Here is a 24,340-nt window from a genome sequence, read left to right as displayed (position 1 = left end):
TTTGTTGTGAAACTTTAAAAAAGTGTTGTGAAACTATGTTATACTGATGTGTTAAAATCGAAAAGTTTAACAGAAACCAAGTTGTAAGAAAGTACTTTCTTTCCGGACTCGTTTTTATTGCTTGTAAAAAGAGGTGGTTTAAGTCCTTTATTTTTAGCTGTTTGGGTGTAATATTCTTCTTTTGTAGGATAAAATGGGTAGACTGCATTAAAAATTTCGTTCCAGTAGTTTTTTTCAATTATTAGAGTAATAACCGATATGCAATCTGTAATGTCTATTAAATTTATAGGGTGATTGCCGTTTGCTACCACATCTTTCTTCACTAAATGATGAATAGGATGTCTGCCATTGCCAATTAGGCCTCCAAAACGAATTATAGTCGCTCTTAAGCTATTGTCGTTTAAAAAGAGTTGTTCTATATCTAAGAGTTGTTTTGCAGCGTTTGTAGCTGGCTTAGGAGTTGTTTTTTCTGTAACATCGCCATTTATGTTTCCGTATACAGATGTGCTACTCACAAAAATTACTTTATCTACACCTGCGGCCTTGGCACATTGGTGTACAAGTTTCATTTTTTGATAGTAGTTTGTTGCATCACCTGTTTTCATTCTAGGCGGAATGTTAATGATAAGTATCTCTACATCATTTAAAAACAAATCTAAATTTGTTATAAAATTGGTATCATTTAAGTCAACTAAAAAAGGATGTATACCTGAATCTTTTAAAAGATTTATTTTTTCTTTAGAGGTGGTACTGCCGTTAATAGTATATCCTTTTTGTTGTAAAGATTGGGCAAGTGGTAATCCAAGCCATCCGCAGCCAAAAACTGCTATTTTAGTTTTCAAAATTGAATTGTTTTAATAATTAATATGGCATCGTTTAATACAAAGGGCATTGGTATTTCTTCTTTAGGACGAGCGGGAATACTAAAACTTTTATTTGTAAGTAAATCATTAGATGCTTCGTAAAATGTTAACTCTAAAGGAGTGTTTGGTTCTAGAACCAGATTTATTTCTGTGTAATTGTTATTCGTAATATAATGTGTAGCAAGTTTACGAGTTGTATCTAGTAATGTATAATTAGAAAACGGAACTCCGTTAACTGTTGCAGATATTAAATTTACATTGTTTTTATAAACATTTAAACGGTTAACATTACGTTGTGGTGTAACGCAAATTTTTAAATGTCTTTTGTTGTTAATTATGGTGTCTAACGTTTTTTCAATTTTAGGAGCCGCTATATCTTTAATTGGTGCATTAGCAACATAATTAAAATTAGAGTTGTATTTGCTACTAATTGTGGTGCTGGCAATTTTATTAGTTGTTGTTTTGGTCTCATCTATATATTGTGCTGTCCAATTTGTTAGATAAGAGTCGTATGTAGCCCATTTTGCAGTTTTTGCATCAGCATCTAATATATATAACAAACTGCTTGGTTTTGCATTGTCTTTAGAAAAACCTGAATTTAAATGTGCCATTGTAAAGCCAACTATGCTTAGGAGAAATAATAAAAATGCTAAACGATTTTTATGCTTATAAAAACCAAAAACAGGCAGAACAGCAACAAACAATAATGTAGTTAATACGGTTGTTGCAACCAACATTTTTAAGCCCAAGCCAACGGGAAACATTTTTACAAAAGGAGCAAATATGGTTATTGCTGGTAAAGCAAGAATTACCAATAAGTAAGCATTAGGTTTTTTTTGGTTGCTAACAATCATAAAAGAAGCAAGCAATGCAAAAACAGGCACAATAGTGTAACTAGCGCCAGGTAATAAACTAGCAGATAGTCCCGATAGCAGAAGCCAAATAAATATAGGAGCAACTACTAAGTTGGCAGTTTCTATTTTTTTGAATTTATGATAGATATAAAAGCAAATGGCAAGTGTAAATAGAGTAAACGTAGCAATATATGTGTAGCCGTTATAGGTAAAGCCGTGTAAAATGTCTCTGTATTGTGGGTATATGGCATTTAGGACTGTCCAACTAAAATACCCAACAATACCGGTTAGTACTAGTGATATTAAAAGTGGCGCAAAACCGGTAGCTATTTCTTTTGCATCTAGGGTTTTGTTTTTGAGTCCGTAGACTATTAAAATTATAAATAATAGTACAGCAATTGCAAACAAAGGCCATATCCAACTAAAGGGATAAGAAACTGTTTTAAAAATAGGAACAGTAAAGTAAATATTGTCTTCTGTACTTTTTAATGCAGTTAAGTCTGCATCTGCAAAATAATGCAGTAACGGCATTAGGTAACTTCCTTGGTGAGCTAGTGTTTTTTTATCTAAACGCTCGTGAGTGTCTTGTGCTGTGTGATAGTCAAAATGATCGTCTATAAAAGCAAAATTGAAACCTTGTATATCTGCATCTTCTCTAAAAACAGTTAAATCTGTATCGTTAGGAAGCATTTTGTAAATGCTATATGCCAATGAGTTTGCAACAGGATATTCTGGATTAGCTGCTGTAAATTCTTCAATTAACCTACTGTTTCCTTGGTTAGTTTCTATTAACATATAACTTGGACCGCCAGATCCACGAGCTTCAAAATTTAAAACAAGTCCCACATCTTTTGCCCAAGCATGATTATTTACAAATAGCTTGGCTCCATTTAAACCTAGCTCTTCTGCATCTGTAAATGAAATAATAATATCGTTTTCGGGTGTTTTATTTTCTGATACATACGCACGTATACTTTCTAAAATCGTTGCAACACCACTACCAGCATCACTAGCACCAAGAGAAGAATGTGGGTTGCTATCGTAATGAGAAAGCAATAACAATGCTTTTTTATTGCTTTTGCCTTTAATACGAGTTAATATATTAGTAGCATAAGCTAAGTTTCCCCAATCGTCAGCAGCATAGCCTTCTTGTAAACTAGTTTTTAATCCTAACTTGTTTAGTTCTGCTATAATATAATTTTTTACATCTGTGTGTGCTTCAAATCCTAATGCGTGTGGCTCTTTACTAATTTCCTTAACGTGTTTTAGGGCTCTGTCGGTAGAAAAAGAAGTGGGTGCAGCGTTACTATCTGCTGTATATGTTGGCATTATGGCTTTAAAACTCCAGTAAGTTGCTAGTACTAAAAGAACTAGAGTTAATATTCTTGCTATTTTGCTCATTTTTTTGCGTATTTCTGTGTTCAAGTTATAAAATTATAGAAATTTGATGTTTTTATCGCTATTTATTTAGATAATTCATTAATAATCACTAGATTTAAGATTAACCTAAAACCAAACATTATGGGAATTAAAAGCTTTCAGGGAGTACGGAAAACTGTAAAAAAGGAATTTGAGGCGCCAATTTTAGTTGCTGATTATATGACTAAAAAGTTAGTAACCTTTAAGCCTAATCAATCTATTTTAGAAGTAATGGAATTGTTTACCAAGCACAATATTTCAGGTGGACCAGTATTAGATGATAACGGATTTTTAGTAGGTATTATTTCTGAAGCAGATTGTATGAAACAAATCTCGGAAAGCCGCTATTTTAATCAGCCTATTCTAAATAAAAGTGTTGAGAATTTTATGACTATAGATGTAGAGTTTATTTCTCCGGACATAAGTATTTTTGATGCCGCAGGTATTTTTGCAAAGCACAACAGACGAAGGCTTCCTGTACTTAAAGATGATATTTTAGTTGGGCAACTAAGCCGTAAAGATGTGGTTGTGGCAGCATTAAAACTAAACGGACAAAATTATAAATAGTACACCTTATGATTTCTATTAATTTATGAATGGCTTCTGTCCCCAGAAGCCATTTTTTGTATCTACGTGTTACACTTTTTAACTCTCATTTATTATTCTTTTAGAAATAAGATTTCTTAGTTAACATAAAAAGAACAGATTTGTTTTAACATTATTTTACAATATACACCTTATTTGTTTGTGTATTGTGCATAGAAATAGGTATTTTGCTATGGTTTTCTTAAAATTTTAGAAAAAATTAACAGAATTTAAAAATAGGGCTATGTTTTATTGTCTAATTTGCCACGCAAATTTATGATGATATTTTATAATTAATAGAGGTTGAATTTTTTTAGAAAACATATTGCTATCTTCTTTTGCTTGCTATTTTTAGTAAGTCAGGCTAGTTATGTATTTCATAATTTTTCAGAACCACACAATCATAATCATTACGCAGCTTTAGATTCTAAGGATAAAGATATTAGTCCTTTAGTTATAGAAAACACCGAATTTACTACAGCGGTGTATGATTGTTTGCTTTGTCATCAATTTAAATTAACTAAAGTAGTTGTAGCTAATGAAAATAAGCTGCAAATAATAAAACCTACACTAACACATTACTCTAACACAGAATATGTAGCGCCTTACACATTCTTATACTTACTGAGTAATAGCTCTCTTAGAGCACCTCCTGCTACAGTATTAGCGGTTTAACTTATTTTTAGTAAAACGTAATTTACACATTGCTTTTTTACGAACAATAAATGTTTGTAAGGCAGACTTGTGCTGCGTTTGTACATCTTATTTTTTTCATTGCTTTAGGGTTTTCTAAAGTTAATGTACCGCTATTTATCCTACATTTTCTAGATAATTTAGAATTTTAAAAAATACAAAACCTGAACAATATTCAAAATGATTAAAACAAGTAATTTAACTAAGAAGTACGGCGATTTTACCGCTCTAAATAATTTAAATATTGAAATAAAAGAAGGAGAGATTTTGTGTCTTCTTGGAGCAAACGGTGCAGGTAAATCTACCACTATTAATTTACTGCTAAACTTTATAACGCCAACATCTGGTACGGCTTATATTAATGGGTTAGATGTGGTTAAAAATCCTAAAAAAACAAAGCCATATTTAACATATATTCCAGAGAATTTAATGCTTTACCCAACACTAACAGCTATAGAGAATTTAGATTATTTTTTAGGCATTGGAGGTAAAAGTTTCTCTAAAACAGAACTTAAAGATTTTTTAGAAGAAGCAGGCTTGCAGCAAGAAGCATTTGATAAGCGTGTGCAGTTTTTCTCTAAAGGAATGCGACAAAAAGTTGGTATTGCATTAGCAATTGCAAAAGGCGCTAAAGTATTGTTGTTAGATGAGCCAACCTCTGGTTTAGATCCAAAATCTAGTAATGAGTTTGGTGAGTTGCTAAAGCGTATGAAACAAGCTAAAGTAGCTATACTTATGGCAACACACGACATTTTTAGAGCTAAAGAAATAGGAACGCACATTGGTATTATGAAGCAAGGTGTTTTAATGCATCATTTTTCTAATGATGAAATTACATTGCAAGATTTAGAGAAAGTGTATTTAGAAACAATGACCCTAAACAATGAAGCAATATGATACGTTACATAGTTAAAAAAGAACTTAAAGAAATTTTAAGAGATGGGCGTTTTAAAATTTCTTCGGCAATTGTATTTTTATTGGCTTTAGTGGCGTTTTTTATCACTTTTAAGCAGTATAAAAATACAACAGCGCTTTATAATGAAGCTAAGGCAAATGAGCGTAAAGTTTGGGAATCTCAAGGAGAGAAAAATCCGCATTCTGCTGCGCATTACGGTAATTATGTTTTTAAGCCTAAGTCTCCTTTATCTTTAATAGATCAAGGTGTAGATAAATACACTGGAGTTTCAGTCTTTTTAGAAGCACACAACAGAAACGAAGCTGCTTTTAGTGATGCTGCAGACCAAACGGCATTGTCTAGGTTTGGAGCATTAACACCAGATTTTATATTACTCTATATTATACCATTAATTATCATTTTAATTGGATATAACATTTTTTCAAAAGAAATAGAGGGTAGTACTTTTTTTATATTAAAAAGTCAGGGTGTTGTTGGTTGGAAATTGTTTTTAGGTAAGTGGTTGGCAGCTTTAGTACCTATAATGGCAATAACTACTATTTTGTTTACTGTGGCAGCTATAGTCTTAACTAGTTTAAACGATTTTGGCTTATTTGAGTGGAAAGAGTTTTTTGCATTGTATATAGTGTATTTGCTGTACTATTTAATATTTACCAATGTGGTATTATTTATATCATCTAAGGTAAAAAAGTCTGGTATTGCACTTGTAATTAATTTAGTGTTTTGGGTTTTAGCTTGTTTTGTTGCTCCTAAAGTGGCAAGTAATTTGGCAGATGCTAAATATCCGTATCCTTCACATCAAGAGTTTAATGAGCAAATTGCAAATGAAAGCAAACAAGGTTTAGATGGTCATAATCCTTGGAGTGAAGAATCTCAAAAACTACAGGCGCAAGTATTAAAAGAACATAAAGTAGATAGTGTACATAAATTGCCTTTTAATTTTAGTGCTTATTTAATGCAAAGAAGTGAAGAGTATCAGGCTCAAGTATACGCTAAACATTACAATATTTTAAAAGAAAAAGCCAAAAACCAAGGTGATGTTTATAAAACAGTATCGTCTATATCCCCGTTTTTACCAACACGCTTTTTATCAATGGCTATTGCCAACACAGATTACCAATCTCATTGGAGGTTTACAGAAGCAGCTGAGGCGTATAGAGTAGATGTGCAACGATTTTTAAATGGTACAACAGAAAAAAACTCTAAATATAACGAGCGTTATGTTGCTCCTGCAGATACGTGGAGTAAGCTTAAAGAGTTTGAGTATGAAGGTCCAACTTTTGAAGAGGTTTACAAGCAAAATACAAATGTATTCTTTGTGCTTTTAATTTGGGTTGTGTTAACAGCTGGACTATTATTTTTCACCAATAAAAAATATTAAAATGTTTAGATATAATTTTAAATATGAATTAAAGTCTTTGCTACGCAGCAGATGGCTTTTACTTTTGTCACTTATACTTTTGGTAGTAGTTCTTTTTGCAGGATATAATGGAAAAGAAAAGGTAAGTGAGCGTATACAAGAGTTAGAAAAAGTTGTTCTGGAGGCAAATGATAAGGATGCAGCAATGGTAAAAGTGCTAGACTCTTTAGAGAGAGGGTTGCAGGTAAGTGTAAGTCCTAGAATGATGCCAAATATGCCTATGAATGTTGCTTATAATTACCCTAGAGTTGCGGCAATACCAGCAGAACCATTAACTTTTATAGCTACAGGACAAAGTGATCTTTTTACGCACTTTATAAAACCTAGTGCTTATGGAGATAGCTTTACTTTAGACTATTCTGAACTGGCAAATCCTATACAATTGCTTTTTGGTTCTTTTGATTTGTCTTTTGTAATTATTTACATACTGCCACTAATTATAATTGCATTTAGTTACAATATATTATCAGAAGAAAAAGAATACGGATCTTTAAAGCTATTGGCCTCACAGCCAATATCTATTTACCAATGGATATTGCAAAAGACAGCGCTTAGATTCTTTTGGTTAACTTTAATTACACTTGTAGTTATTACAATTACGTTGTTGCTTTTTGGGTTCGATTTTAGCGCTAACTTTTTTCAATTTTTTCAGCTACTATCTTTGGTTTTTGCTTACATACTTTTTTGGTTTACTATTGTTTTATTAGTTAACCTAGTGGTGAATAATTCGGCTAAAAATGCGGTAAGTCTATTGGCAATTTGGGTTTTTGTAATTTTAATTATTCCGGCAGTAGTTGGGCAATTGGCAAACTCATTTTACCCAATACCATCCAGAACTAAAATGATTACCGAAGTAAGAGAGTTAAAAGAAGAATTATCTAGCAAGCAAGACAAAATATTGGATAATTTTTTAAGAGATCATCCAGAGTATGCGTCAAAAGAAGGTAATGGTAATTATTCTTTTTGGCATAAGTATATAGCTTCTCAAGAATTGGTAGAAGAAGAATTAAAGCCTTTAATTAATTCTTATGAAGATCAGCTAACAAAACAACAAGACTGGGTTAGATTGTGGCAGTATAGCTCACCAGCAATACTTATGCAGCAAAGTTTTAATAATCTTGCACATACATCTACAAGTCACTATCAAAGTTACAGAAACCAGGTTGCTTTGTTTTCTAAAGAATGGCGCAACTTTTTTAAGCCTTTATTGTATGGTAACAAGAATTTTACATCTAACGATTATCAAAAAATTCCTAGTTTTACATACGAGCCACCAACAAATAGTTCGATTTTATTAAAAGTAGTTGTATTACTTATTTTTTCAGTGATATTTATTTTTATAGGTAAGCAGGTGTTTGTTAAAAAGATTAAAAAAGGAACCATAATTTCTTAACAAGTTAAACGTAAGTTGTAGTACTATAAATAGGTGTGTGTTTTATAACGCATGCCTATTTTTTTACTTTAATATTATAACTTGTTGGTAACTAAATAACACAGGTCTTTTGGTGTAGGTGTAAAAAAAGAAAGAAATAGGTTAAAATTATATTTTTGTTAAGTTTGCATCTTACAACACTAAAGAAGCGTTTTACCTTACAGAGAATGAAAAATAACAAACAGTTTTACAAACAATTATTCATTGCCTTTTTATTTAACTTAATTATTGTTTTTATAATTGCTGGAACATATTTAAAATATGTAGAAATTGCAGATTATTTTGTTTCAAAAGTATATGTTGTACTATCTACTGTTAGTCATTTTATTCTATTAACAACTCCTGTGTTTTTGTTAAGTGCATTGGTCTTTTTTATTACAAAGAAAAAGATGCTAACCAAAGGTTTTTTTGTGCTGTTGTCTACTTTATTCTTATTGGGTTTAAAGTTAGATAGTATTGTTTTTAGTCAGTTTAGATATCATTTATCTCCCTTTGTTTTTAGGTTGGTTTTTGGAAAAAAAGCTACAGATATATTTGAGTTTTCACACACCACTTTTTTTAGTGTTATTCTAGCTGTATTGGCTTTAATAGGGATTCAGTTTTTATTTTTGTTTTTAGGAAAGCTAATTGTGAATAAAGAATTTAATTTAAGGATTAAGCTTATGTGCGTGGTGTTTTTTACATCACTTGTTTGTACACATTTGGTGTATATGTGGGCAGATGCTAGTTACTATAGGCCGGTAACTCAAATTGCTAGTGTGTACCCTCTTTTTCACCCTTTAACTGCAAAACGTTTTTTAGCAAAAATTAATGTGGTAGATCCAGAAAAGGCTATTAAAAACAGAGATTTATATAATATTACAACAAGTAATTCTATTGTATATCCTTTACATAAAATAGAATCTGTTGCTCCTGAAGTTAAAAAGAATATACTTTTTATAACCTTAGACTCTTGGCGTTTTGACTGTATGGATAGTATTGTTAGTCCAAATATGTACAATTTATCTAAAAAGTCGCAGGTATTTCAAAAGCACTTTAGTGGGTCTAATGGTACAGATGGTGGTATTTTTTCTCTATTTTATGGCTTTACAGGCTTGTATTGGGAACAATTTACCAAGTTAGAGCGCTCTCCTGTTTTTATAGATGAGTTTTTAAAGCAAGGTTATGATCTTGGAATTTACGGTAGCGCCAACGTGCAAAACCCTCCTTTTGATAAAAATGTTTTTAGTGCTGTTCCTAATTTAAGATTGTCTTCTAACGGTGACTCACCATCTGCAAGAGATGCTGAAATAACTGAAGAATGGATTGCTAATCTTGATAAAAAAGAAGGACAAACACCTTTTTTTGACTTTCTGTTTTATGATGCTGCTCACGGTTATGACTACCCTAAAGATTACGATATTAAGTTTAAACCATCGTCTAAAGAAGTAAACTATTTAGGGTTAGATTCTAACGATAAAGAAAAGTATACAATGTTTTTTAATAGGTATAAAAATGCAGTATATTATATAGATGATTTAGTTGGTGATGTACTAAAGGCATTAGAAGAAAAGAACTTATTAGAGTCTACTATTATAGTGGTTACAGGTGATCATGGTCAAGAATTAGATGATAACAAAAAGGGATATTGGTCTCACGGTGGTAACTTTACCAAATACCAAATACAAGTTCCTATGTTTGTTTTTGATGCTTCTAAAGCAGCAAAAAGTTACACAACTACATCTTTACATTATGATGTTGTACCAACATTAATGAAAAACTATATGGGTGTTACAAATCCTATAGAAGATTACAGTATGGGGCAAGATTTATACAATTTAAAACATAGAGATTGGTTTGTAAGCGGATACAATAATAATTATGCTATTATTGAAGAAGACCGAATTACAAAAGTGTATTCTACTGGTTTGTTTGATGTAACAGATTTAGAACTAAATGAAATGATGGATGCCGAATTACATTACGATGTAATTAAAGAAGCATTGAAACAAATTAATATGTTTTACGAGAAAAAGGAATAAGATTATTCTCTTTTTACAATCATATAATAATCATTATCTAAAGGCAAGTAGCCTAGGTCGTATACAAAAAAATAAGTAGTTCCTTTTTTGGTAGTGTAGGTGTTTGTTATAAACTCAAAGTCAAACCCTTTGTCTATAAGCCTAGTACGTGTAGTTTTGGTTTTGCCTTCCGTAAGTGTAAAACTATCTAGAATTCTATAGTTTTTACGTAGTCTGTTGTTTATGTTTCTTATTAGGTTTTTGCTGTCTTTGTTAATTTTGTTATTGTATGCATTTCTACAATAATCTTCGCAAAATTTTTTATCAGCTCTACCAACAAGCTTTTTCCCGCATTCTAAACAAGTAGTCTCCAAATTTGTATGTAACTTTTTAAGGATTATTATTTTAACAAGTTACAAATAAAACCGTTATGTTAAATTTAGCTAATGCTAATCTTGTGTTTGCGTAGTAAACCAGCCAGTCCGTTTGTAGAAAACTTAGCGTTCTTTATCTTGTTGTTTTCTGGGTCTATTGTAAAGTCGTAAGCGGTTCTAAAGTCGGCCTTTTCTATGTTAGAATCATCAAAGGTGGCATTTTTAAGATTGCAATTGTCAAAAGTACTCTGCGTTAGGTTGCACTGCGAAAAATCTACCTGTTCTAAATTACAATTTTTAAATACTGTCTTTTTAATTGTAAGCTTATAGAACGATGCTAGCTGCAAATTACAATCTGTAAAGGTAAATGATAGCAAAAAAGGATTACAGCCATTAAATAGCAGTCCTAATAGTTTACAGTTGTTAAATGTTGCGTTGTTAAAAGAAGTGTTTTTGGTTTTTGCATTGGTAAAATCGCACTCTATAAACGTACACCCTATAAAATTTACATTAGATAAGAACGACTCAGTAAAAATACACTCTTTAAATGTACAGCTGTCATATTCTGCTATTGCTAACCTGTTTATTTTGTAGTCTTCTTTGGTGAATGTTTTGTCTAATATTAACGCGTTCATATCTATTGATTGTTGTAAAAGTAAAGAGATTAATTTTGGATATGGTGAGCTTTAAAAAGAAGTATTTACTTTTTTATTAAACCTTTCCGTAAATAACTTTTATTTCTGTTCCGATTACCTTTTCTAAATCTGTAAAAAATTGATTTTTAAATTTGCCCCAATTCCAAAAAACGAGTCCGAAATCTCCAAAAGCCCAATTTGGCTCAAAAATGAATTTAGTTATTGAGTTTTCGTAAGAGCAATTAGAGCATTTTATTAAGTCTGAATTTGATTTGTTATACCAACTGTCTAGTGCATTGCTCCAGTTTTTTTCTATTTGATTTTGTTTGCAATTTGGACAATAAATACCTTCTAGATTTTCTCCGTTACTATGAAAAACCGTTCTTTTGGTTATAACTTCCAGGCCATTTACCCCTAAGTTTAGGAAATCTCCATTTTGTTTTTCTAGTACGGATAAGAAATTTGAGCCAGGTTTGTAACCAAGAACACCTAAAGTACAATCAGTTAGTTTTTCTTCAATGATTTTTCTCTCAATTAAAAACTGTAGAACTTTTTCACCTAATTCTTTGGTGTTATTAATGTTGGTTTTTTCCGAAACAATTGATGTGTGATTATCACTCATTTAATCTATCCTTTTTGTTACTATGTATTGCTTCAATTTTACTTACTAAAGACTCTTTGTCTTTAGCAGAGATTCTATTTAAAGACGAGTTTATTCCTCCTTTAAGCGTGTTATATTTATTTAGAGTAAACTCTAATTTTAGAACTGTTTCAAAAAGTACTTTTTTAGTTTCTACACTTTTTATATCGGTGATCGGAATTGTGGTTTTTTTAAGGATGGTTCTTGGTTTTTTTATCCAGATGGAGTAATCAGAAAAATATATATTATTATTATCAATTTCACATATTACCTTAGTTCGTTTAAATTGAGAGTATATTCCAATTACTAAATAAATTGAAATTACTACAGGAGAAAGCAATATAATAGACATAAATATTAAGAAAAATATAGATTTTATATCAGTTATAGTTTTGCCATCAAAAAAACTCATAAACATTATTAAAGAGAGTATTGATAACCCTATAAAAAAGAGCAGAAGAATAGTAAACACAAGTATTTGTATAACTTTTTCTTTTTTAGATTGATAAAAAATAGTTTTGTTTTCTGGCATTATGTATTGTTATTCTAAACTTTAGAAACTTTGAGAATACGCAAGTATACTAAATCAACATTTTTTTAGGTTCCTATATTTTCTCAGTTTTTTAGCCTTTATTGTACTTTTTGTGTTCTATTTTCTTCTTTTCTAAAATTGCATAAAATTTGCGTGGAGATATTTTCAGATCCTTTGTAATGTCACTTACCTTTTTCTTCCCTTTTTTATACAGTTTTAAATTATCGTTTACTTTTTTATTAAAGTAGTGTTTTTCTAATTTTTCAACTATTTGTAATTCAGTTAAATTAGAGTCCTTTGCGTAGTTATCAATTTCTAGTTTAATTTTGTTAAGTATTTCACTCATATTTATGTGTGCTAATGTGTTTATGTAGTTTAAGCACTAAAGTTAACAAATAAATAATATGCAGAAAGTCAGCGAGTCCATACGCTTCGGGATTCGTAAGTAGCCGAGAACTAACAATAAATTATAAACATTGTTAACCACAATATTTTTTAATTCGTAAGTGTTAATTCAATTGCTAAAATCCCATAATTATCTAAATACGGTTTTGGACTATTTCCTTTAAATTTATCTACTTTTTCCCATTTCCCATTTTTATACAGCCAACTATTTGTGTTTTTTGTAACCGGTAAAAGTCCAACTTTTGGTTCATAAAGTGTTTTCTCAATTTTTTTATTAGAATCTTGGGTTGGAAACGAACTATTAAATTCATTTTCTTCAATTATTAACCATTCGTAACTTACAAAGAGTCCGTTATCAGGAAAGTAAATATTTAAGTCCGATAAATCAATTTCCAAATTTTTCGTTCCCTTTTTAGAAATTCCAATTATATTTTTTTCGTAAATAGGTTTATCAGGTTGCCCATTGTCTCCAACTGAATAAAACCTAATATTGAATTTCGCATTTTTAATGTCACTAAAAATTCTAAATTTTATACTTTTTAAAAAAGGTGTTTCTGAATAAGATGTATCATAATTAAATAATCTAGCTTTTATTTCAGGGTTTTTTTCTGTAGCGTAGTAAAATCCAATTTCAGAATCTTGAAATGCTCCAATTATTTTTTCTTTACTTTCTTTTTTTGTTGAAACAATTACTTCATCCAATTCATAGGATTTTGGAATTAAGAATATTTTAGAAGGCACTTCTTTTAGATTGATTTTCATAGTCTCATATCCTAAACTCGAAAGCACTAAAATTTCTCCTTTAGAATTGTCAATGAAAAACGCTCCGTTTTCGTTTGAAGTAGTTCCTATATTTTCATTTTCAATCCAAATGTTAACATAGGATATTTTTTCTTTAGTTTCCTTGTCAAATATCACTGCCTTTATTTGACCAAAACAGAAGTTAGAAACAAAGAAAACTATTATTACAAGTATGTTTTTCATATTTTGAGTAACGGTTCTCTATGCGGTTAGTAGAGAGGTTAAGCGCCTAATGTAATACATAAATATTATTAAAAAGTTCAAAAAAACTAGATTTAACTAAAATTTTAAAAAGAATTAGGGCTTTCATTAGATACGTTTTGGTGAAGCTCTTTTAGTAATTCATAAACTAGTGTTTGATTCTTTTCTTTATACCTTCTTATCCAAAATGAATAAACAAAAAACACTCTGTTGCTTAATTTACTCTCTTGGCCTTTTTTAGGAGAGTAATTTTCATCAGACAAAATACCTTTAACCTCTTCGCTAGCAAAATCATTAATTGTATTCTCAATTTCTTCATATACATCCCAATAATTATCTGCATATTGGACTTGAGAGTACATTTTACTAGTTAAATCATTTTCATACCTTATAGATTCATTATTTTCTACTTCAGTATAAGCGGTTAATAAGGCCTTTACTATTGACGACGCACCTGATTCTTTGTATAAATTGTTGTTTTTAAATATTAAATAAAGTACTTGTTTTTCTTTAGGTGTTATAAGTTTTTTTAAGTTTTCTGGACTCCTATCTATACTACTCCAGATGTAATTTATAATAGAAAACTCGTCTAGTGCTAACCTTGGTTTTTCAAATTGTTTGCTGTTTATAAATGCTCCTTTCCACCATATACTTGACATAATATTTGTATTCTCGATATCATGAGATTTAAAAGCAAATTTTATAAAGTTTTTGGTATTTATAATTGGAGCAGATTCATCAGTAAAACTAATTAGAGTTTCTGCATTAATTTGGTTTTCTAAAGTTAAAATTTCAGCGCTACTATTTTCAATTTTATGGTTCGATTTGTCTAAATCTCCAGATATAACATTAATAATAGAGTCTTTTGCTGTTAATTGTTTTTGTAGCTTATTAATTTGAAGTTGTTGTTCTTCAGTTTTATTATTGCAAGAATATAAAGCAAATAAAACAACTATTAAATATAGTTTTGATATGTGTTTTCTAAAATTCATATTTTTAGCTTTTAAATTGTTCTAACTTTAATTAATTACTGTGTTTTAATTAGGATTATCGTCTGTTAAATAACCATTAAAAACATAACCTTCAGTAGCATATGTACTGTTTGTATTTAATTTTATACACACCCAGTCTCCAGTAATGTATTCATTTATATCCTCATTATAAATTGTTAATTCTTTATTTGTTCTTCGGATAACGTTTACAGCTTCTCCGTAATTTAATGTATGAATTACTTTTCCCTTTTTTCCAGGCTGATCTCTGCAATAAAGACCTTTTTTTGCTGATACGTATTTCCAATGATTTGTTCTTGTAAAGTTGAACTTGATATCGTTGGTTGATATATGATCAAGGGATAATGAATTTCTAAGGTAAATAACTATTCCTCTGCTGCTAATAGTATCCGATAGTTTTCCGTAAGCATCAGAAGAGTATTTTTCAATTATAATACCATCACCTCTATTAGAGTAAAAGTTTTTGCTTTGGGAAGGTATTATGTATTTACTTGTATAAGTTAAGGAGTCTGTAGCTATCAGTTCTTTCCCGTTATTTTTTAAGAATAAAATTTTTGACTTATAAAATGAATTGTCTGAGTTGTTTTTAAACCCCCAAAACACTAGCGCATCTAAAAAATTATCATGACCATAATCAAATGTAACTATATGCTTACTCATAATAGATACTCCTTTTGAAGATATTATGTCTAAATCTACTGTGTTTTTTGTTGCTATTTTGGCCGCATTAATTATAGAAGCTTCATCGTTTGCTAATATTTTTTTTTCATTACTGGCCTGGTTCTTTTGTGGGTTAATATGTTTTTTACAAGAAAAAAAAGCAAATAATAACACTAGACTTAATATGTGAGTACCCTTAATCATAACTGTAATCTTTTCAAATTTTTAACAGTCTAAATATTAAGATTATTTTATACTAAAGTAATGATCAATATATATTCGTGGTTTTTCAATTTATATTCGGTATTAAAAAATTAAATGATAGGAGGATAGGAGTATAGGAGTAAGCTCTGAGGTCAGTATTGTTTATAGGTTGTGTTGGCAACAGTATTTATTTTTTCAGGACTGTTTTGATAGTCTAGTTCAAAAACTGTCAAATTCCGCATTTCAATCCGTTCAGTTTCTTTCTCTTTAGACCCAGAACAGCTAAATGCAAGTAAAATTAATAGTATGTAGATTTTATTTTTCAAATGTGTTACAACGTGTTTGTATATGATTAGTGTCCCGGAGCGCATCAATTATATGTCTTGTTAGGTGACGTTAATCTATCGTTTTTCCGTTTACATCTAAAAGTTCAATTTTAGGCGTATCATTATTATCAATGTATATTTTGATTCTTGGATTTCCTGTTTTATCATTAATGAATAGTCCAACATCTTTGTTGAAATTTTTTCCTATAAATAGTCTGTCTTCCATTAATAAGCTGTCAAGTCTCATTTTTTGATATTCATTTTTCTTTAAAAGTTTATCGTTAATTGAGTCTAATTTTTCAAACCTTTTGTTTCGTTCTCGGTTAGTGTTTTCTTTAGGGTAATCCCATAATTGCAATCCATATTTTCTTGCATTGTTTTTTGTGTTTTCCATATACTGAAGTTGCATAATTTGGTCATCACGAAATTTGTCAACTGATAAAACCATCCCAGCGTTATTCTTATTTCCGTCATATACTAATCCTCCGCATTCATCTCCAGCAGAATTAAAAAAAATCATTCCTGACGGTCTTTCTCGTGGTTTGAGTTTTTCTCCATTAATGATTCCTGGGTGTTGTCTAACTTCATTGCTGATGACCATTCTTAAATTCGTTCCAGTTTCATCCACTATGTTTATACGTTTAACTGTTAACTCATCAAGATTTTTATTTTTTTGAATATTTAAATACACTACAAATAATAAAAAGAATGTTGTACTGATTATTGAATAGAAAATTAGAAAATTAACCTTTTTACTTAAATTGTTATCTGTCATTTGTTTTATCTTTTTTGTTCTAAAGCCAAATCAAAAGATTTGGCGACCTCATAAATATACACAGACCTTGGCGTAAAACCAGAAACCCCACATTAATTATAGGCATTGTTGTGTTTAGTGTTTTTTAGAGTTCTCCATAGTATTACTGTTCCAACTGTAAGCCAAAAAACACCTGCGATTAACATTTTTATTTTAAGGTTATCGCTAAAAATATCTCCAACTAGATTTATTACACCATTAGTATTTCCAGAATCAAAAAATCCGATTGGAAATAGAAAAAAAACTAGTATAAATGCTATTAATGTTTCTAAAAACCCAGTTTTATTTTTACTCCATAATTTGAAAATTTCAATTGAAATGAAAACAATTACTAAAGACAATAATTTCCACCAAAAGGACTCTAACAAAAAGTCACTTAAATTTCCAACATCTAGTTTATCTACTTTATCAATATTCGTATTAAGCAATATATTATACTCATTTGAGCGATAAGCATATTGAAACTTTCCTATACTAAATAGTATAAGAATGAAAGAAAGTGATTCTAGAACTATATTTTTTATTTTCAGTTTTTTCAACATTAAACACAACTAGTTAATAAACGCAATTTATTGCGTTTATTTCGCCAATAGGGTTATGTAAACGTACATATGGCAGTATGGTTTAGTTATTTTTCTTACAATATAGCAATTATTTTTGTAGTACAAACCAAGTGATATATAGTTGTATTACTAAACTTATATTTTGGTGCTAGTGTAATAAAAAAGCCTCTTAAAGAGGCTTATATCTATTCGTTTTTTACCAAATTAGAGACTTGTGCAACGGTTACCATTGTTGTGTGCAATTATGCATTAAGGTAAAAATTCAGTTATTTTTTTCTTTTTTAAGTGTTGCTTCCGAGAAATCCAATTTCTTAGATACTTCCCATTGGTATATCTAAAAACAATCATAGCAATAACTCCTAAAAATAATCTAAACTTCAAATTCATCCTTTAAAATTTTTAAACTGCTAAATGAGCTACTCCAACACACAATTCACTTCTTTATTCAGGTTTACCATTCTTTAAAGGCATTTTCACTCTTTTCTTAATTAAAATTCCACCAGCTCCAATAATTAATAAACCAACATATATAAATTTATCATCCATTTGACTGGTAACAAAAACTCCAGCAACAAATACCATAATTAAAATAAATACCATTTCAAACCAATCTAATCTAAATCCAATTTTGTATTTCATAAGTAATATTTCTTTGTTTTGAGTTCGTTCCGCCAATGAATGCCAACGTTAAGTATAAGAAACGTAGGGCAGGTGATAAGCACTTTCGTTTCGGTTTATTACTTAGCTAAATATAAATATTTTGCTTTTATCATTTCTACTGTAAACGCCAAATTTTATATTTAGCGGACTTTGTTAATACTCACAGACCATTCGGTTTAGCACAAACGCCCTATGTTTTTTATACATTGTTGTGTACCGTACTTATTGCATATTTTTGTTCTCTTTTCTTAAAAGCAACTTCACCACCTTCTAAAATATCACAAACGTGTTCTTTTATTCCTTGTCTATTTAATATCGGTATTTTGTTATCTTGAAGTCTTATAGATGTCTCTTCTAAAGCACCAGATGTATACTCAAAACGATATATATTATTTGGTGTAGAATTTCCTTTTTGATTAGCTATAATTACTTGTTCCGAATCAGTACCAACAACCAAATTTGGATTATGAGTTACTATAATAATTTGACGTTCTTTCTTTTTTTCTTTTATAAATTTTCGTAATTGACTATATAGAGAACGATTATCCCAATCATCTTCTGGTTGGTCTAATAATATTGGGTATTTACTCGATTTATCTAAGTCAATTAATAATTTCAATAATATGAAAGCTTTCTTTCCAGCTGACATTTCATTAAATCTATCACCTTCACTTGTCAATTTGAAATCAAAAACGAACCAATTTTTTAATAACACCTTTAAAGTTGATGAAAGACTATCATACCTTTTGACAGTTTCTATTTTTTTATTTAAAAAGTCTAATATTAGTTTTTTAACATCAGTTTTAAATTGTTCAATATTTTTAAATTTGTAATTATCAATATTTAAACTATTACTCTTTACGTAAGTTGATAATTTTGTTCCATTAAAAACTTCTTGAACGAATTGATTATGAAAAGCTTTTTCTTTAAAAAGAATATCTATTTCAAAATCCATTTCATCTTTAATTAAGTTTTGTTTCATAATTATTGATTTAGCATCAAATAAGTTACTATAAAAACTCTTTGTAAATTCAGCAAGATTGTCAATAATTAGTAGAATTTCTTTTTTAAGGTCTTCTAATTTTTTTTGTTCAATTAAAATACGGTTTAATTTGTTTTTCTCTTTTTCTAAATTTAGCTCTAAGTTATTTAAAATTTTAGAGTTATTTAGTTTACCAGAGTATGGCTTTAAATCATTATCAGTTTTAGATAGATTTATAGTAATTTCATTTATTTCTTTATTTAGTGCTATTATTTTCTTGTTAAGAATAGACAACCAATCATTTATATAAAGTGTCTTAATTTTATCAAATTCTATGTTTAACTCCTCTTTTATTTTTTCAGTAACACTACTAAATGAGGGTTTGTTGATAATCTCGGTATTCTCAGATTTTAATAAATTTAAAGATTCTAAATCAGTATTAATTTGTTCTTGTCTTTTTACAAGTTCATCTTTAATTTTTATTAAATCATTGTAATTAGCTATTTCTGTTGTGTCTAAACCAGATTTGGTTTTGATTTCAGCAATAGAATTTTCAATTTTTTTGATTTCACTTTCGATTCCTTTCTTATCTCCAATGTTTTTAATAGACTTATTGAGTTCGATAAGATTATCGTATTGTTGTTCTAAATCTTCAATGTTTTTAGCAATCTTAGAATTTAAGGAATTGTTTTTTGATTGTAAATTTTCAAATGCACTTTTAATATCAACATCTTGAATCAGTACATTTTTAATTATTTCATCAATTGAAGTTTGTTCTTCATTTTTTTCAACTAACCTATTTAAATATGATTGAGGAATATAGATTATTTTTTTTGAAGGATTTTCAATATTGTTTAGTTTGCTTATTTGACCATCACGCCATTTTACTTCAAAACCTTTGATTTTTTTTGAATAAATATCTAAACCAACTTCCTTGTGTCTATCAATAACTTCTTTTTGGTCAATAGTCTCAGCAATACTTCTAAGTAAAAGTGATTTTCCTGTTGACTTTCCTCCAATAATAGTAACTAAATTTTGATTAAGTTTAATTTCGTGAGGTAAAAAATTATCATCAATGAATTTTACTGATTCTATAACAGAATAATCAGTTTTATTATCGTTCAATTCTTCACCAATGAATAATCTATCTTTAGGTTCAAATAATACCTGCTTTAATCCTTCATAATTTTTATTAGCTTTTATAAAAGAATATGTAGAACCTACATCACTCGCTTTGTGTGCATCTGATGAACTTAAAATTGGTATTTCGGGTGGGTTTTTTGGATACCAACCTTTAATTTTATTTTGGATTTCTTCAATTTGTTCATATTTTTCTTTTATTTCGAAAGAAAAATAAATATTACCATTTATTAAATAATCAATAATTTCTTTTCTTCCTTGTACATCAGATTTTTTAAAAAAACCATCATTTGACATACTGTGAGCAAAAACAACTATTCCAATATCATTGTTCCAAATGTCAGATATTAACTCTTTTGTAGTGCATCCAATTTTTTTATGTGTATTATCTAAATTGAAAAAAGGTCTATCTATTTTACAGTTTTTAGCAAGAAAATATTCAATAGCTTCACTCCATTTCTCTAAACCTATTTTTTCTTTATAGTTTTCATTGAAAATAACTAATAAATGCCAACCTTCTCTTGTGTCTAATTCTACTCCAGGTAATACTTTAATGTTTTGGTCATTGTTAATAGCGTAATCAATTGCTAAACCACAATTATGGTCAGTAATTCCAATTACTTCAATATTGTTTTCTTTTGCTATTTTTAGATACTCTTGTGTGCTTTTTTGTATTTTTTCTAATGTTACAGAATCATTTTTACCAAGCCAATTGTTAGATACTGGTTGTACTTGTAAATCCCATTTTGCCCAAACTGAACCTCTTGATAATTTTGTTTCTGACATAGTTTTTTTTGTATGGTACACAACTAGTTAATAAACGCAATTTATTGCGTTTATTTCGCCAATAGGATTGTGTAAACGTACGTTTTACACTTCTAGCTATTATTTTTCTTACAATATAAAAACATTTTTTGTACTACAATTACGGAAATGCGTAATTGTTTAACTCCTAATTTTTATCATACAAATCTATAACCAAAAAAGCCTCTAAAAAGAGGCTTCTTTATATACATAATTAACTTTTTCTATTTTCTATTTTCCATTGCGGTTGCAGCACGTTACTTTTCAACAAACAAATAATTTAATTTTAGGTTGTTAAAGGCAGTATTAAAAGCGGTTATTTCATCATCTAACACCTTATTAAAAGAAGTTAGTTGCTTATTAATTTTAGCTGTAAGCTCGTTTTTAACGGCAATATCTTGGTCTGTTGGCGGAAAATCGTCCAAACCAATTAAACTGTTTATATGCGCTAATTTGTTGGTTAATTTTATAGGAAAGTTAAGCGGATCTTGATTACTTCTGTTTTTTGTTTGGTACAGCTCTTTCTCTATATTCTCTAGCTTTTCTCGCATTGTTTTGGCTTTTTTAACCAATTCTTTTGTTGCTTTAGTATCCTTGTATTGTTTTTCAAAAGCAGCAAGTTGTGCTGTAATTTTTCGCATTTTTTTAATAGACGCATGTGCTTTATTTACCGTAGCATTAACCTCTGTTATAAAATTGTATTGTTTTTGCATATCTGCAATGCTAGCTTCTGCTCTTGGGTCTGGTACAATGCTAAAGTCTTTGCTTTGTGTGGCGCCATTTACTACCAATTGTACGTTGTAATCTCCAGGTACTGCTTTTGGACCGTTAAAACTAGCCCACCAAAAAATCATTCCTTTTAGTTTTTCTGCACCTTTACCGCGAGTGTCCCAAACAAACGTATTGCCACCTTCTTTAACTTTTAGTTTTTTGTTTTTTTCTTTAGCAGTGTTGCTAAACGTAGCTAAAGTATCTCCTTTTTTATTTAAGTAGATAAGCTTAACGCTGTCTTTTTCTTTAAGCTGATTAAGGTAAAAATGAGTAATTACTCCGTTTGGATGATTGCTTCCGGCTGTTTTTGAAGGCTTACTACTGCTGCCACCTTTTGTTCTATAAGTATCTTTTGGTTTGTATAATATTGATGTTGCGTTTTTTGCATTTTCATCTAATTGATGCAATACAGACAAATCATCTAAAATCCATAAACTTCTACCTTGCGTAGCAACAATTAAATTATCGTTTTTAATTGTTAAATCTGTTATGGGTACAATTGGTAAGTTTAACTGAAAAGGTTTCCAGCTAGCACCATCGTTAAAAGAAATATACATTCCTGTTTCTGTACCTGCGTATAACAATCCTTTTTGTTTAGGATCTTCACGCACCACACGTGTAAAGTGCTCGTTGTTTATACCGTTTGTTATTTTTGTCCACGTTTGTCCGTAATCTGTAGTCTTGTATAGGTAAGGTGCAAAGTCACCCAACTTGTATTTTGTAGCAGCTACATAACAAGTACCTTCATTAAAAGCAGAAGGTTCTATGCTATTTACCATAGACCATTCGGGCATATTTTTAGGTGTAACATTCTCCCAAGTTTCGCCACCGTTTTTAGATACGTGTACCAAGCCATCATCACTACCAACCCAAAGTAAGCCTTCTTTAAGCGGACTCTCATTAGCTGCAAAAATGGTACAATAGTACTCTACACTTGTATTGTCTTGAGTAATTGGTCCGCCACTAGAAACTAGCTTATCAGCATCATTACGAGTTAAATCATCACTTAATAATTTCCAAGACTGACCTTCATTTTCTGTAACGTGTACGTGGTTAGAGAAGGTGTATAGTTTTTTAGGGTTGTGTTTGCTAAATAGTATAGGAAAGTTCCATTGAAAACGGTATTTCATCCCATCTGCACCATATCCCATAGGATTGTCTGGCCATACATTTATAGCTCTTGTTGTACCTGTTTTATGGTTTTTTCTAGTTAAAAATCCGCCATAACTACCACCGTAAACAATATCGTTATTTGTTGGGTCTACAGCAATATGTGCCGACTCGCCACCTGCGGTTTCCTCCCAATCATTAGCACTAATAGAACGTCCATCACTTCTGTGGTTTATACGTATGGTAGAATTGTCTTGCTGTGCAGCATAAATTCTGTACGGAAATGCATTGTCTGTAGTAACTCTGTAAAACTGTGCTGTAGGTTGGTTGCTGTACGTACTCCAAGTATCACCACCATCATACGTAATTTGTGCGCCACCATCGTCACCAATAATCATTCGCTTAGGGTTTTCTGGAGCTATCCATAAATCATGGTGGTCTCCGTGTGGAGCATTAAATGTGCTAAATGTTTTACCACCATCTGTAGATTTGTGGTACTGTACGTTAAGTACATAAACAGTATTTATATCTTCTGTATCTGCATACAAACGTGTATAATACCAAGCACGTTGTCTTAATTTACGTTCTTGGTTTACTTGGGTCCATTTTTTACCACCATCATCACTACGGTATAGGCCGCCTTTTTCTTTGTTTTCTACAATAGCCCATACACGTTCTGAGTTTTTAGGCGAAACAGTAACGCCAATAATCCCCAATGTATCTTTAGGAAAACCTTCGTTTTTAGAGATTTCTGTCCAGCTTTCTCCGCTATCTGTGCTTTTCCACAAAGCAGAACCATCACCACCACTGCTTAAGCTGTATGGAGTTCTTTTTGCACGCCACGTAGATGCATATAAAACACGAGGGTTGTTTGGGTCTAATGTTAAATCTACAGCGCCTGCATTGCTATTAACAAATAGTGTTTTGCGCCACGTTTTACCGCCATCTGTACTTTTATAAACACCACGTTCTTCTGTAGGCTTGTATATGTTACCTAAAACTGCAGCGTAAACAATGTTAGGGTTTTTAGGATCAATTTTTATACGTGGTATGTGTCTGCTTTTACTTAAACCAGCAGGTATCCAAGTTTTACCTGCATCTTCAGTTTTCCAGATTCCGTAACCAGAAGATACATTGCCTCGTAGTGTTTTTTCTCCTCCACCTGCATAAATAATATTTGGGTCGCTTTGTGCAACTTCTATGGCGCCAATGCTTCCTCCAAAAAAACCATCAGAAATATTTCCCCAGCTTCTGCCGCCATCTTCAGTTTTCCAGACACCACCACCTGTGGCACCAAAATAAAATAAGTTTGGTTTATTTGGCACGCCAGTTACAGCTGCAGATCTACCACCTCTAAAAGGGCCAATTAAGCGGTATTCCATACTGCTGTATAAAGCTTCTGGATATTGGTCTGTTGTAGATTTTTGTTTTCTTTTTTGAGCAAAAGAAATTTGGGTAATACAGAAAAGCAGCAACAAGAGTGTGCTGTTTTTTAGGTAAGTGAGTTTCATAATGTTCTTGGTTGT

The 24,340-nt window shown here is 30.4% G+C and carries 21 protein-coding genes; 6 read left to right on the top strand and 15 right to left on the bottom strand.

The features are described from left to right. Window positions 1–38: 38 nt before the first annotated feature. Together BT107_RS10625 and BT107_RS10620 are read right to left on the bottom strand one after the other, a co-directional pair. Window positions 39–842 carry an SDR family oxidoreductase gene (locus tag BT107_RS10625; protein WP_072303751.1) on the bottom strand — a complete coding sequence of 268 codons (804 nt, stop codon included), beginning with the start codon at window positions 840–842 and terminating at the stop codon, window positions 39–41. Further along, the gene (locus tag BT107_RS10620) at window positions 839–3,118 is read right to left on the bottom strand and encodes a M28 family peptidase (protein ID WP_072303750.1); all 2,280 of its coding nucleotides are present in this window, start codon (window positions 3,116–3,118) and stop codon (window positions 839–841) included. Before BT107_RS10620 ends, BT107_RS10625 begins: the two co-directional genes overlap by 4 nt. Before the next feature lie 120 nt (window positions 3,119–3,238). On the opposite strand from BT107_RS10620, the gene BT107_RS10615 reads away from it, so the two are divergent. From BT107_RS10615 to BT107_RS10590, 6 genes are all read left to right on the top strand, one after another. Continuing rightward, a complete protein-coding gene (locus tag BT107_RS10615; RefSeq protein ID WP_072303749.1) occupies window positions 3,239–3,703 on the top strand; it encodes a CBS domain-containing protein in 465 nt (154 codons plus the stop codon). A 321-nt stretch (window positions 3,704–4,024) separates the two neighbouring features. Further along, window positions 4,025–4,396: a hypothetical protein gene (locus BT107_RS10610; protein WP_139254309.1), complete on the top strand. Its 372-nt coding sequence runs from the start codon at window positions 4,025–4,027 to the stop codon at window positions 4,394–4,396. Window positions 4,397–4,594: 198 nt separating this feature from the next. After that, complete coding sequence (locus tag BT107_RS10605; RefSeq protein WP_072303747.1) at window positions 4,595–5,311, top strand: ABC transporter ATP-binding protein; 717 nt, start codon at window positions 4,595–4,597, stop codon at window positions 5,309–5,311. Continuing rightward, window positions 5,308–6,711, top strand: a complete 1,404-nt coding sequence (locus BT107_RS10600; RefSeq protein WP_072303746.1) for a DUF3526 domain-containing protein — start codon at window positions 5,308–5,310, stop codon at window positions 6,709–6,711. The genes BT107_RS10605 and BT107_RS10600 overlap by 4 nt, the downstream gene beginning before the upstream one ends. Before the next feature lies 1 nt (window position 6,712). Next, window positions 6,713–8,143 carry a DUF3526 domain-containing protein gene (locus BT107_RS10595; protein ID WP_072303745.1) on the top strand — a complete coding sequence of 477 codons (1,431 nt, stop codon included), beginning with the start codon at window positions 6,713–6,715 and terminating at the stop codon, window positions 8,141–8,143. A 206-nt stretch (window positions 8,144–8,349) separates the two neighbouring features. Beyond that, the gene (locus tag BT107_RS10590; protein WP_072303744.1) at window positions 8,350–10,203 is read left to right on the top strand and encodes a DUF3413 domain-containing protein; all 1,854 of its coding nucleotides are present in this window, start codon (window positions 8,350–8,352) and stop codon (window positions 10,201–10,203) included. Between the two features lie 2 nt (window positions 10,204–10,205). Here the strand turns inward: BT107_RS10590 and BT107_RS10585 are convergent, their stop codons facing one another. The 13 genes from BT107_RS10585 to BT107_RS10525 all read right to left on the bottom strand — a co-directional run bounded on the left by BT107_RS10585 (window position 10,206) and on the right by BT107_RS10525 (window position 24,325). Further along, complete coding sequence (locus tag BT107_RS10585; protein ID WP_072303743.1) at window positions 10,206–10,556, bottom strand: hypothetical protein; 351 nt, start codon at window positions 10,554–10,556, stop codon at window positions 10,206–10,208. Window positions 10,557–10,621: 65 nt separating this feature from the next. Further along, window positions 10,622–11,191, bottom strand: a complete 570-nt coding sequence (locus BT107_RS10580; protein WP_072303742.1) for a pentapeptide repeat-containing protein — start codon at window positions 11,189–11,191, stop codon at window positions 10,622–10,624. A gap of 76 nt (window positions 11,192–11,267) precedes the next feature. Next, window positions 11,268–11,813 carry a hypothetical protein gene (locus BT107_RS10575; protein ID WP_072303741.1) on the bottom strand — a complete coding sequence of 182 codons (546 nt, stop codon included), beginning with the start codon at window positions 11,811–11,813 and terminating at the stop codon, window positions 11,268–11,270. Then, window positions 11,806–12,363, bottom strand: coding sequence for a hypothetical protein (locus tag BT107_RS10570; protein WP_072303740.1), 558 nt, complete (start codon window positions 12,361–12,363; stop codon window positions 11,806–11,808). Before BT107_RS10570 ends, BT107_RS10575 begins: the two co-directional genes overlap by 8 nt. Before the next feature lie 91 nt (window positions 12,364–12,454). Further along, window positions 12,455–12,709, bottom strand: coding sequence for a hypothetical protein (locus tag BT107_RS10565; protein WP_072303739.1), 255 nt, complete (start codon window positions 12,707–12,709; stop codon window positions 12,455–12,457). A 149-nt stretch (window positions 12,710–12,858) separates the two neighbouring features. Then, window positions 12,859–13,752, bottom strand: coding sequence for a carboxypeptidase-like regulatory domain-containing protein (locus BT107_RS10560; RefSeq protein ID WP_072303738.1), 894 nt, complete (start codon window positions 13,750–13,752; stop codon window positions 12,859–12,861). A 104-nt stretch (window positions 13,753–13,856) separates the two neighbouring features. Further along, complete coding sequence (locus tag BT107_RS10555; RefSeq protein ID WP_072303737.1) at window positions 13,857–14,762, bottom strand: hypothetical protein; 906 nt, start codon at window positions 14,760–14,762, stop codon at window positions 13,857–13,859. Window positions 14,763–14,807: 45 nt separating this feature from the next. After that, entirely contained in the window at window positions 14,808–15,644 is an 837-nt protein-coding gene (locus BT107_RS10550) for an SH3 domain-containing protein (protein WP_072303736.1), read from the bottom strand. Window positions 15,645–16,040: 396 nt separating this feature from the next. Further along, window positions 16,041–16,745, bottom strand: coding sequence for a hypothetical protein (locus BT107_RS10545; protein WP_072303735.1), 705 nt, complete (start codon window positions 16,743–16,745; stop codon window positions 16,041–16,043). Window positions 16,746–16,837: 92 nt separating this feature from the next. After that, window positions 16,838–17,323, bottom strand: coding sequence for a hypothetical protein (locus tag BT107_RS10540; protein ID WP_170854727.1), 486 nt, complete (start codon window positions 17,321–17,323; stop codon window positions 16,838–16,840). A 465-nt stretch (window positions 17,324–17,788) separates the two neighbouring features. Continuing rightward, on the bottom strand, window positions 17,789–17,986 hold the full coding sequence (locus tag BT107_RS10535; RefSeq protein WP_072303733.1) for a hypothetical protein: 198 nt from the start codon (window positions 17,984–17,986) through the stop codon (window positions 17,789–17,791). 220 nt (window positions 17,987–18,206) lie between these two features. Further along, window positions 18,207–20,915: a TrlF family AAA-like ATPase gene (locus BT107_RS10530; RefSeq protein ID WP_072303732.1), complete on the bottom strand. Its 2,709-nt coding sequence runs from the start codon at window positions 20,913–20,915 to the stop codon at window positions 18,207–18,209. A gap of 275 nt (window positions 20,916–21,190) precedes the next feature. Continuing rightward, window positions 21,191–24,325, bottom strand: coding sequence for a WD40/YVTN/BNR-like repeat-containing protein (locus tag BT107_RS10525; RefSeq protein ID WP_072303731.1), 3,135 nt, complete (start codon window positions 24,323–24,325; stop codon window positions 21,191–21,193). Window positions 24,326–24,340 lie beyond the last annotated feature (15 nt).

Source organism: Cellulophaga fucicola (assembly GCF_900119145.1).
In the GTDB taxonomy this organism is placed as follows: Bacteria; Bacteroidota; Bacteroidia; order Flavobacteriales; family Flavobacteriaceae; genus Cellulophaga; species Cellulophaga fucicola.
This window is presented reverse-complemented; position numbering and strand designations above follow the sequence as displayed.